The sequence below is a fragment of the Pedobacter sp. P26 genome, from assembly GCF_050632135.1.
In the GTDB taxonomy this organism is placed as follows: Bacteria; Bacteroidota; Bacteroidia; order Sphingobacteriales; family Sphingobacteriaceae; genus Pedobacter.
In genome coordinates this window covers 764,204-775,382 of record NZ_CP192574.1, presented here as the reverse complement: position 1 = coordinate 775,382, position 11,179 = coordinate 764,204, and the positions used below count along the sequence as shown (strand labels likewise).

At 37.9% G+C, this 11,179-nt stretch carries 9 protein-coding genes and 1 pseudogene; 2 read left to right on the top strand and 8 right to left on the bottom strand.

The window, feature by feature from the left end; genetic code table 11:
* Positions 1–3: 3 nt before the first annotated feature.
* Positions 4–1,302 carry a c-type cytochrome gene (locus ACQ86H_RS03775; RefSeq protein ID WP_138818626.1) on the bottom strand — a complete coding sequence of 433 codons (1,299 nt, stop codon included), beginning with the start codon at positions 1,300–1,302 and terminating at the stop codon, positions 4–6.
* A 255-nt stretch (positions 1,303–1,557) separates the two neighbouring features.
* A complete protein-coding gene (locus ACQ86H_RS03770; protein ID WP_121284005.1) occupies positions 1,558–2,538 on the bottom strand; it encodes a deoxyhypusine synthase family protein in 981 nt (326 codons plus the stop codon).
* 526 nt (positions 2,539–3,064) lie between these two features.
* Here ACQ86H_RS03770 and ACQ86H_RS03765 point away from each other — a divergent pair.
* Together ACQ86H_RS03765 and ACQ86H_RS03760 are read left to right on the top strand one after the other, a co-directional pair.
* The gene (locus ACQ86H_RS03765) at positions 3,065–3,775 is read left to right on the top strand and encodes a hypothetical protein (protein WP_431293897.1); all 711 of its coding nucleotides are present in this window, start codon (positions 3,065–3,067) and stop codon (positions 3,773–3,775) included.
* Positions 3,776–3,940: 165 nt separating this feature from the next.
* Positions 3,941–4,195, top strand: coding sequence for a hypothetical protein (locus ACQ86H_RS03760; RefSeq protein ID WP_431293896.1), 255 nt, complete (start codon positions 3,941–3,943; stop codon positions 4,193–4,195).
* Between the two features lie 341 nt (positions 4,196–4,536).
* On the opposite strand, the pseudogene ACQ86H_RS03755 reads toward ACQ86H_RS03760, so the two are convergent.
* The 6 genes and pseudogenes from ACQ86H_RS03755 to ACQ86H_RS03730 all read right to left on the bottom strand — a co-directional run bounded on the left by ACQ86H_RS03755 (position 4,537) and on the right by ACQ86H_RS03730 (position 11,007).
* Positions 4,537–5,792: pseudogene (locus tag ACQ86H_RS03755) on the bottom strand (outer membrane beta-barrel family protein).
* A 4-nt stretch (positions 5,793–5,796) separates the two neighbouring features.
* The gene (locus ACQ86H_RS03750) at positions 5,797–6,909 is read right to left on the bottom strand and encodes a carboxypeptidase-like regulatory domain-containing protein (protein ID WP_431293895.1); all 1,113 of its coding nucleotides are present in this window, start codon (positions 6,907–6,909) and stop codon (positions 5,797–5,799) included.
* Positions 6,910–9,078, bottom strand: a complete 2,169-nt coding sequence (locus tag ACQ86H_RS03745; protein ID WP_431293894.1) for a M56 family metallopeptidase — start codon at positions 9,076–9,078, stop codon at positions 6,910–6,912.
* Positions 9,079–9,089: 11 nt separating this feature from the next.
* A complete protein-coding gene (locus tag ACQ86H_RS03740; protein ID WP_431293893.1) occupies positions 9,090–9,878 on the bottom strand; it encodes an N-acetylmuramoyl-L-alanine amidase family protein in 789 nt (262 codons plus the stop codon).
* A gap of 11 nt (positions 9,879–9,889) precedes the next feature.
* Positions 9,890–10,642, bottom strand: coding sequence for a M56 family metallopeptidase (locus ACQ86H_RS03735; protein WP_431293892.1), 753 nt, complete (start codon positions 10,640–10,642; stop codon positions 9,890–9,892).
* Positions 10,639–11,007 carry a BlaI/MecI/CopY family transcriptional regulator gene (locus ACQ86H_RS03730; protein ID WP_431293891.1) on the bottom strand — a complete coding sequence of 123 codons (369 nt, stop codon included), beginning with the start codon at positions 11,005–11,007 and terminating at the stop codon, positions 10,639–10,641. Before ACQ86H_RS03730 ends, ACQ86H_RS03735 begins: the two co-directional genes overlap by 4 nt.
* Positions 11,008–11,179 lie beyond the last annotated feature (172 nt).

Below are 11,179 nucleotides of genomic sequence, written 5' to 3'. Positions count from 1 at the left end.
CTATTAATAGTGGCATTTACCACACTCTAAACCACCCAATAACGCTGGTGTAATTTTCTCGCCTTTTTTAATCTTTTCGTGCGCTTCGATAACCTTAGCGTAGAAAGCATTATTTTTCTGACCAGAAATATCTGTTTCTTTGTGGCAGTTAATACACCATTTCATGGTTAGTGGAGAATATTGATAAATTTCTTCCATGGTATTAACCGGGCCGTGACAAGCGAAACATACAGGTTCTGTTGGTTGTAATCCTTTTGCTTTACGGATGGCATCTTCTGCAACAACTACGTGCTGAGAGTGATTGAAGTAAGCAAAATCCGGAAGGTTGTGTACACGTACCCACTCCATTGGTTTAGCTTTACCTTCATCATATTTCTGTGTTTCCGGATCGTAACCTAAAGCATTATAGATTTTTTTGATCTCAGGAGAAATCTCTCCATCATATTTATCTCTTGCCTGAACAGCTTTATGGCAGTTCATACAAACGTTTAATGAAGGAATAGTTGCATTTTTTGATTTAAATGCGCCGTTGTGGCAATACTGACAATCGATCTGATTGATACCCGCGTGCAACTCGTGAGAGAATTTAATTGGCTGAACTGGCTGGTAACCGGTATGAACACCAGTATTCCACATGCCCATCCAACCGAATGAACCTAAACAGATGATTAAACACAAGATAAAGAACATCACAAATTTCTTGTTTTTGAACATCTTGCGCACACCAACTTTTAATGGCACATCTTCTTCAATCTCGATACCTTGTTTTTGTAAAATCAGGCGCTCTAACAATTTAGAAGCACGGCCTAAGATTACCAAAATAACAATCGCCAATACAACGATAGCTACAATACCTGCAATTGATAAACCTGAAGTACCACTTTCTGCAGTACCAGCTTTAGGTGCATTTGGATCAACAGGTGCTTTTGGCTCACCCTCTTTAATGTACGCTAAGATATCTTTTACTTTTGCTTCATCTAACTCAGGGAAAGTAGTCATTGGTACTTTGCCATTATCGTTAAATAATTTAACAGCTGCAGGATCTCCGGCAGCAATCATTGCTGCGTTGTTAGGGATCCATTTTAACAGGAACGCTTCAGGGTGACGATCGCTTACTCCTTCTAATGCCGGACCAACAACTTTGTGATCTAACGCATGGCACGAAGAACATTTTGCTTTGAAAAGCGTTCTTCCTTCTTTAGCATCCTGCGCATTTACGGTAGAAACCGCTATTACGGAAATTGCTGAAAATACGAATAACGACTTCCAAACGCTTTTTAAAATCATCGAGATATCTCTCATAATGAACACTTTATACTTATTTAATTTACTTTTTGTTGTGAAATTGATGCTGAACTAGGGGTAGCCCCACCAAAACTTGAACAAAAGTATAACTTATTAATAAATCCCATGACATAATAGTGACTTGAAATACAATTTATAATCATTCTAAACAAATGTCATTTCCAGCCATTCAGCCAATAAAAATGCCCATTTTTGACAGGTTATCTCCAATGGGCATACCATAAACCAATTTGGTTTATTTATTTTTTCTGATTATTGTTTTAATATCCAGGCAAACATTAACGGTGCTACAATTGTCGCATCACTTTCTACGATAAATTTTGGCGTGTGGATATCCAGTTTACCCCACGTGATCTTTTCGTTTGGTACGGCACCAGAATAAGAGCCATAAGAAGTGGTCGAATCCGAGATCTGGCAGAAATAACTCCAGAAAGGAATATTTTCCATTTCCATATCCTGGTAAAGCATTGGCACCACGCAGATCGGGAAATCGCCGGCAATACCACCACCTATCTGGAAGAAGCCGATTCCTTTACCACCGCTGTTTGCAATATACCAATCGGCCAGCCAACCCATATATTCAATACCGCCTTTTACTGTGGTTGCAGTAAGTTCCTTTTTCATTACATAAGAGGCGAAGATGTTACCCATAGTAGAATCTTCCCATCCTGGTACCACAATTGGCAAATTCTTTTCTGCCGCAGCTAACATCCATGAATTTTTAGGATCAATTTCATAGTATTGCTCCAAATCGCCGCTCAAAAGCATTTTGTACATAAACTCATGCGGAAAATAACGCTCGCCTGCAGCTTCAGCATCCATCCAGATTTTATGGATGTGTTTTTGCAAACGACGGAAAGCTTCTTCTTCAGGGATACAGGTATCGGTAACGCGGTTGTAATGGTTCTCTAAAAGGTCCCATTCGTCTTGTGGACTTAAATCTCGATAGTTTGGTACACGTTTATAATGGGAATGTGCTACCAGGTTCATAATATCTTCTTCAAGGTTTGCACCAGTACAAGAAATAATAGCCACTTTATCCTGGCGGATCATCTCTGCAAGTGAAATTCCCAATTCTGCAGTACTCATTGCACCAGCAAGTGTGATCATCATTTTACCACCTTCATCCAAATGCGTTTCGTATCCTTTAGCCGCATCCATCATTGCCGCAGCATTAAAATGGAGGTAATTACGCTCCATAAACTGAGATATTGGTCCTCTTGTATTGCTCATTTCGTTTTGTATTGTTTGCCGCAAAAATAGGTATTTAGGCCGAAAGGTTAAAACGTAAAAGTGTTTAACGTTAAGGGCATGGCGTTGGTTTAGTCTAGAGTCCTTAGTCTGCAGTCTAAAGTCGATAAATTCCATCAGAGGCCGTCCTCCTGAACTTGTTTCAGGATCTTTCATGAAAATTGTATTTTTTATTTGAAAAGCACTTGAATTAGCCCCTATCAAAGCCAGTCCGGCTTTCCGGTACAAGTCCGCGGTTCGTACCTCACCTGTGGGCTTTCCCCTGCAATCCGGTTTAGGTGGCGGCAGGCATTGCATGAAATCCCAGCGATCGTCCTCCTGAACTTGTTTCAGGATCTGTGAAAAGCAAATTTAATAATAGGGAATTTAATTTCAAGTTTAAACCAGTTAACCAACTTCTTACTAAATTTCCTTTTCTTTGCGGTAATGAAACCATCATGAGCAAACCACTCACAATACGAGGATATGCTCATGATAGCTTCATCGCCTATAAAATCAAAAAAACTTGATGAAAAAATATTATCTGATTATTTTACTGGCGCTCGTTTCAGGAAGTTCATTCGCACAAATGAAACTGATCAGGAAGATGCTCTCGAACGAAAAAGATACTACGCGTAAAGCCAGCTTTTTACCTTTGCCAGCCTTTGGCTATAGTCAGGAAACCGGATTTGAATTTGGTGTTGGTGCTATTTATTCTTTTTATGTAGACCGTAAAGATACACTGAACCGCAGTTCGAACTTCGCGTTGAACACCACCTACTCCACCAAAAAGACAGCTAATTTTATGCTTAAAGGCGATATGTGGACCAAAGGAAACAAATATCACTTTATTGGCGATATTCGTTTTAAAAACCAGCCGTTTAATTTTTATGGTATAGGCAACGAGGCTAAGAAAATAGATGAGGACAAACTAGACCAAAGGGTTTTTAAGACACTTTTTGATGCCGAAATGAATACTTTACCCAAAGCTTATACAGGTGTTTCATTAGGTTTTGAGAATTATCATTTTATAGATAAACAAGCTGGAGGCATTTATACCACTAACCCACAAATTTTAGATAAAGATGGTGGTTCGGTAGCCTGGATCGGTGCATCGCAAAGTTACGATACCCGCAACAGCAACAATTACCCCACCAAAGGTTTTTCGGCAGGGCAACCTATCAATATGCACCGGATTTTTTTGGGGGAGAAAGTTTTAACGGCTCGCAGATTAAAGTAGACCTACGTGGTTTCTTTAGTTTGGCACCAAAAGTGGTTTTGGGCGTACAGGGAATTTATTATACCGTACAGAGTAAAAGTACACCATTTTATTTATTACAACAGCTGGGCAACGACCAGATGATGCGCGGTTACTATAAGTGGCCGCTACCGCGATGAAAACCTGATGGCAGCACAAGCCGAAATCCGCTACCGTTTTATGAACCGTTTCGGCATCGTGGCTTTCGCTGGTACGGGTAAAGTATTTGCTAACGGCCAATTTAATGGCGATGGATTAAAACCAAATTTTGGTGTTGGTGGCCGCTACTTTTTCGACCCGGCTAAAGGTCTGAGCGTTCGCTTAGATTATGGTATAGGAGAAAAATTGCCAAATGAAAAACGCCAGGCAGGGTTTTATATCAGTTTAGCGGAAGCGTTTTAGGGGATGGATGACGTAAGAGGGATGATGGGCTTCATGCGATCATCCGCTCGTTTCGTCATCCTGAGGGGCTGCAAGAGATCGTCATTCCCAACTCGATTGGGAATCTTAAAGCGCTTTGTATTACGATTCCCACCTGCGCGGGAATGACGGCCGCTCTAGTGGATTCTATCAATGTTAGCGATGTCGAAGAATTAACCACAGATACACACAGGTCAACACGGAGAATTTCACTAATCATCATCTTGTTAAGATTGTCATCCTGAGCGTAGTCGAAGGATTTTAACCACAGATACATAAGGATCCCTTCCATCCACCCATCATCCATATTATATCTTCCATAATTAATTACTCCTCCTCCGCTCCTCTTCATTACCCAACTTCCTATCCTGCTGTTTAATTTTCTCATTACCGAAATTGTAACGGAAGGTAAGCCGTATCTGGCGGCTATCATAATAGTTATTGTATTCCTGCCTGATGTTGTTGATCAAACTGCTAAACCGGTATCGATTGGTTTTAAAAACATCACTAGCTGTAATAGCCAGTTGCATCTTTTTATCGAGCAATAAAGTTTTCACCCCCAAATCAAGGTTATATTGATTTTTATTTTTATTAAGTCCGTCAACAGTTGGGAATTGGTACCAGAAACTTACTTCGCCCAAAATGGTTTTCGAAGAATTAAAGACAAACTGGTTGAGTGTAGAATAATAAGCACCAAATCCTTTTAGTTTCCCCAGAGTTTGTGCAATACTGGAATTAGCTGCATTGTAAAAAACATCCAGCTGGTTGAAACTTTCCCAACCCTTCAGCGCATTAAAAGTAATGGCATTACTCAGTTGATAATGATAGCCTGTTATAAAATTAACCGGTTTGGAAGCCTGGATATTTGTCTCCGGATCAATAAAATTAACATCATTAAAACCATTAGTAGTTTTGCTGAAAGATAACGAAGTAGTAAATATATTATAGGTATGCGAAAATTCAATGTTATCATTATAAGACGGCTGCAAAAATGGATTTCCTTCGGCATAGGCATATTCATTGCTGTACCAACGGAAAGGGTTCAATTTGCGGTAAGCAGGGCGGTTAATCCGTCGGCCATAGTTGATCGAAAAATTATTTTTATCGTTTGCCCTGTAAATTATGTAAAGTGTTGGAAAAAGGCGGAAATATTCATTTTTATTTTGCTCATTAAGAGAAATCCCATCAATTTGTGTGTATTCCCCCTTAATCCAGCCTGAAAATCCCATTTTTTAATTGTTTTATTAAAATTCGCATATAATGCCTGGGTATTTTCATTGTAATTGAACAAATTACTTTGTTGTAGATCTATTCTGTAACTCCCATTCTGAGATTGGTAAAAAGCAAGATCGCTTTGGTTTTTAATAAAACTCAGCTTTGTGCCGAAAGACAATTTAAAGGTTCTATAAGGAAGATCAACATCAGCTTTCAAGGTATATAAATCAATGTTTTGCTTACAGGTCGAAAGGTATTTGGCAAAGGAATTTGGAATTAACATTCCGTTTTGAAAATAACTGGTATTATTAAAAAACCTGTTTTTATCATCTCGATAGGTAAACCAATCGCCATTAAAGGTGATTTGCTTACCGGCCGAATCTAAAAGCTTGTTTTAAATAAATATTCGCCGAATGGTAATGCGAATTGATTTTGGCATTTGCGTCCGAATTCAGCATAGAATCGATGCCTTTACCTTGGTTATAAACCCTTGTTTTAATATTTTCTTCCGAATGGAAATTGGTCAGTCCGCCATTATAAAATAAACCCAGTACAGTTTTTGGAGAAGCCTGATAATCTATCCCGATCTGTCCGCTGGGCACCGTTCTGAAATTCCAGTCTTTATTTACAATATTCCAGGTTTGCACAGCATAAAACACATCACTTTGCTCATAAGGAACAATCGATCCTTTTCTAAAATTAAAGTTTGAAGAAAGTGTAATTTTGTTTTTCCGGTAATTCAAATTTGCGCCAGTAGATGCAGTAAAATAACTTGCTTTTGTCAAAGCCGCATTTACCGACCCTTTGAAACCCTCAGTGCTAACTTTCTTAAGCACAATATTGATCAGCCCATTATTTCCTTGAGCATCATATTTGGCTGGCGGGTTGGTGATGACTTCAATTTTAGCAATATTAGCTGAGGAGATGGATTTTAAATAACTCGACAGTTCATCTGCCGACAAAGGCACAAGTTTATCATTGATCATCACATTAACCTCACCTTTACCCACCAGCGAAACCTTGTCATTCAAAACGCGTACACCAGGAATTTTTGAAAGCAGTTCCAAGGCATCTGTTCCGATTGCCGAAATACTATTCTCTACATTAAAAACAGTCCTGTCGATCTTTTTTTCGATCAATACTTTTTTAGCATTAACCTGAACATCGGTCAGGGTATTTGGGATTAGCTGGAGTTGAACATTAATGATGGTATCGCCTGTTATTGTAACTAACCGGCTTACGTTTTTAAAATTGATCGCGGAAAAAACAACCGAGTATTTCCCTGTTTGTAATTTGAATTGGTATGTGCCTAAACTATCGGTTTGGGTATAAAATACGCTATTCTGAAGTCCGGAAATTTTAACCGTAACAAATGGCAAAGCCTTAAACTCCTGATTAGTTACCTTACCTGAGAGACTAAACTGTGCCTGTGAAGATAAGCCAGAAAAAATCGCAATAAGAAAGAAAATAAACCTGAACATCTAGCGGTTTAAATCGGCACCGTATAACTTGGCTTTTTTTGTTTTTATATCAAAAAATAAACTATCGGCTTTCACCTTATTATCACCTGAGGTCATGGTAGCATCGCTAACAAGTACTGTATTATCTTTTTTATTGTAAACAATTTTAGCTCCTGATAACCTTATCTCCTTATAGAACAACCTCGCATTTCCAAATAAAGATATGATAAATCTATCTTTACTCATTTTAACCGAATCGTTGGCAACATATTCTACTTTGTCATTCAACTTTGTTAAAAAATCCTTCTCAAGCACAGCATCATGTATATTCACTCCAAGTTTACCCTCCCCATTTTCAGCTCTATAGCTTCCGTCTTTCAAATTAAAAACAATAATTTTAGCAGTTGCAGATCCACCTTCTTTGGCTTTTAATACTGCATTTTTGGCGATCATTTTACCATTAAGTTGATCCAATTCTACGTATCCGGCCTCTAGTCTACAGTTCACAATATCGATAACTGCATTTTCCATGTAAGAAACTTTATGCTGTACATCACCTGTTATTTTAGAAAACGAGATGATTTTAGGCATAACTGGTTTGGCAACTTCAGTTGGTTGATTTTTTATTGCAGCAGCTTTCTGTTTCCCATCATTAAAATAAAACCGGTTGTAAAGCACTTCATTTTTGATCAGGTATTTTTTAGGTTCAGAATACAATACAATCATTTTATCGGTACTATATATATTTTTTGCCACCAACTTTTCGCCGATAAATTTAACCAATACCTGATCGCCTGCTTTAAAGTTATCATCCTTTATATTTTGAGTTTGCAAGTTGAGGTTGATAGTAAAAAAGCCATCATTTAATACGATCTTTTCAATCTTACCATTAGCGTCTTTCTTTATCGTTTTAATTTTAGATGAGGCAGAACGCGCTTTATTCGCTTCGTACAAAAAAGCATGGTTTTCTATTTTTTGCTCATAAATTAAGCTCCCGGTTAAGGTGGTAACTTTTGTTGCGTTATAAATCGGTTCCTTGGTTTCTGCGATAACTTTGCCGTTTTTATCCGTTTTTTTGATATTAAAGCCTTTAGCCGATATGTAAACAATCAGTTCATCGCCAACTTTAATTTTTTCTTTAAAAGTGGTGGCTTCAATCGGGTAAACGTTTCCCTCCGATAATAAATAGAATGTATAAAGCCCTATAGCTTCTTTTTTAATATCAAGGACTTTGCCTTTCAATGCTCCTTTATAAAAATCTTTCGAAGGTTTTTTATGCTCTTTTATGTTCTGTGCATACACTACCTGTACGGCAAACAACCAAAACAAGCCCACAGCAACTGGCAATGCCAATAGGTATATTAATTTCTTCATATTTTTAGTTTTTGAGTGGAACAACATTTTAATGCGGTCTTTAATGGGGCTTTTCACAAAATTGTGGATCAAGGGCATATCACTTTTGGCGATGGCCAGTTTCAATAATAGATTGGCATAAGCCTCACTCCCATAATCTGCTGAAGTAATTTCATCTGCCTCATATTCATGCACCTGCTCTAAAGCTTTATCATATAGGTAAACTATAGGGTTAAACCATAAAACGGATTTAAAAACCATTAAAATAATTTTATCTATTGAATGGTATTGCCTGGCGTGTACCTGCTCGTGTTTAAGCAGAACCGATAAATCCGTTGCACTTAAACCCGCAGCATTTATAAAAACATAGTTAAAAAAGGAGCAGTTGGTAAAACCTTTTGTTTTAGTAATCAGCTTTAAGCCATTGCTATTTTTGGTATAACTCCCTGTATGTTTAAGCAAAACAAATAAGCGCCACAGACAAATGAGCAATAAAAGCAAAGCGACGGCACCGTATGCATAAGGTATTAACCCCACCCAATCAATTTTAGATGTCACCTCTGGCTGGTATTCGACCATAATGGGCTGAATAAGTTGCACAGGCGCAGGTTGAATTGGTTTTAAATCAGGCATGCCCACAAGCTCAGTTTCTAACATGGGCATTTCACGTTTGACCTCAAATCGCAAAGCCGGAATAATAAAACTTAGTAACAAGCTAGCCAACAGGTAAAAGCGGTTGATTTTAAAAAAAGTCAGTTTTCCTAAAACCACCATATAAAACCCAAAGAAAAACACTGTGCAGGCCGTAACTTTAAGCAGATAGATTAAGCATTCCATAGCTATATTTATTAACAACCCCGTTTCGAAAAAGCTACAAATCCATCTAAAATCAAATTACTGATCCTTCGGATATTTTTCTCCTGATTGATGTAATCAAGAGTCTTACTGTCTGATATATTTCCAAGCTCAATTAAAACTGCAGGTATTTTAGATTCGCGGAGCAACAAAAGGTTTGCGTTTTTTAATGAATCTCTTACTTCCATCCCTTTAAGCTGTTTCAGATTGCTTAAAATTCCGGCACCCAGATCTTCCGCAGTTTTAATATTGCTGTTCAGCTTCGAAACATAAACTTCAATACCACCGAAAGGTACAGCCGCACTTGCAAGTGTTGCATTATGATGAATGGAAATAAAAGCCGTAGCCTCCTGTTTTGGTAAACGATCGCGAAGTGAAATAAACTGGTCAGAATTCCTGGTTAATATTACTTTTATCCCTCTTTTTTCGGCTTCTTCCTTCAGTATTTTTACCGCCCTTAAGTTCAGGTCTTTTTCTTTTTGTCCATCCAGGGCAGCTATTGCACCATCTTTTCCTCCGTGACCGGCATCAATAACCAATGTAGGTTCTACTTCATTAAAAGCAGCATTTGGATTAACCTTAATATTGCTGTTTAAGTAGTTCATAGCATAAACATTCGGTTTTACCGGTGCATCTGCAGGCGCCTGATTCCCCGTCAATTTTTTCTCTATAATAATTTCCTTGCGGTTTATAAATGCCATACAGCAAATCACTAAAACCGGAATAATGGCTATATAGGCAAGCTTTTGCAGCTTTGCATTTGGTTCTTTGTACATCATCATGATTCTGTTTTTTAGTGGAAGCTTACTAAAACTATTAATGAGTATTTTTTTTCCGGCATAGCCAGGTTTAAAAGTAAAAAAGCATAAACCTTCTTGTCTGCAACTTTAGAGGTTTCACGATCTGCCAGAAATTCGTGGTTATGACCAATGGCATTTCGCCAGAAATAAATAATGGGGTTAAACCAAAGGATTGCCGCAACCAAATTGACTAGAAGTTTGTCCACAATATGCAACTGCTCCACATGGACAGATTCGTGTTTAATGACTAGATTCTTTTCTTCATGCTGCAAAGAGGAATCGATAATAATCTGGTTAAAAAAGGAACAGTTTTTTATGGTTGATTTCTCATCAACCAGGATAACAGTTCCACTCCTGTCAATCGCGTGTTTACGCAGCTGGATCTGAATACGTACCATCACAAACAGCATTCTGAAAACAAGAACGATTAAAATTGAGCTATAACCATACATCAGCAGTTGATCCCAGTTTAGGCTGTTATTGGCTGCGCGAGCTTCATCTTCAAAATCCTGCTCAATAACACCATCGTTGCTATAGGCTATTTTGGACGGAATCTCCTGACTGGCTACGGTTACTTCCTGATGGTTTTCGATGGTAACTGCCGGAATACCAAAACTCAACACCAACATCAATAATAAATAAATGCGGTTCAGGTTAAAAAACGTGAGCCTGGCCAGCAATAACTGATAAGCGGCAAAGAACATTAGTGTACAGGCCGAAACCTTTAATAAGTAAATTAAAATCATGGCTTTGTATCCTGGTTAATGATTTTCTTAATTTCTTCTATATCTTTTTCACTTAGTTTTTCCTCTTTTACCATAAACGATAACAGGCTGGTTGGAGAATTATCAAAATAACCTGAAAACAATTTGGAGAAGGTAGTTTTGGCATATTCGTCCTTTGTAATGGCTGGAAAATATTCGTAGGTTTTACCGTAAGCCTTATAACCAACATAGCCTTTCTTCTCTAAAAGCCTGACAATTGAGGAAATGGTATTATAGGGCGGCTTAGGTTCCTCTTCAAGTTCATCTATAATATCTTTCACGAATGCCTTCTGCAATTTCCATAAAACCTGCATAATGCGTTCTTCTGCTTTGGTTAATTCTTCCATACCCAAATCTATAACTTACTTTTCAGTTTTACAACTAAAAAACAAGTTACATTACTGAAAAATCAGTTTAAAAAACATAAGTCAATGACTTACAGCTAAATAAAATTTTATATTTAAAAACGAAAGGTTTGTGGCTATTGGCTCTGGCAGCCCTGCCATCCGCTTTATCCCG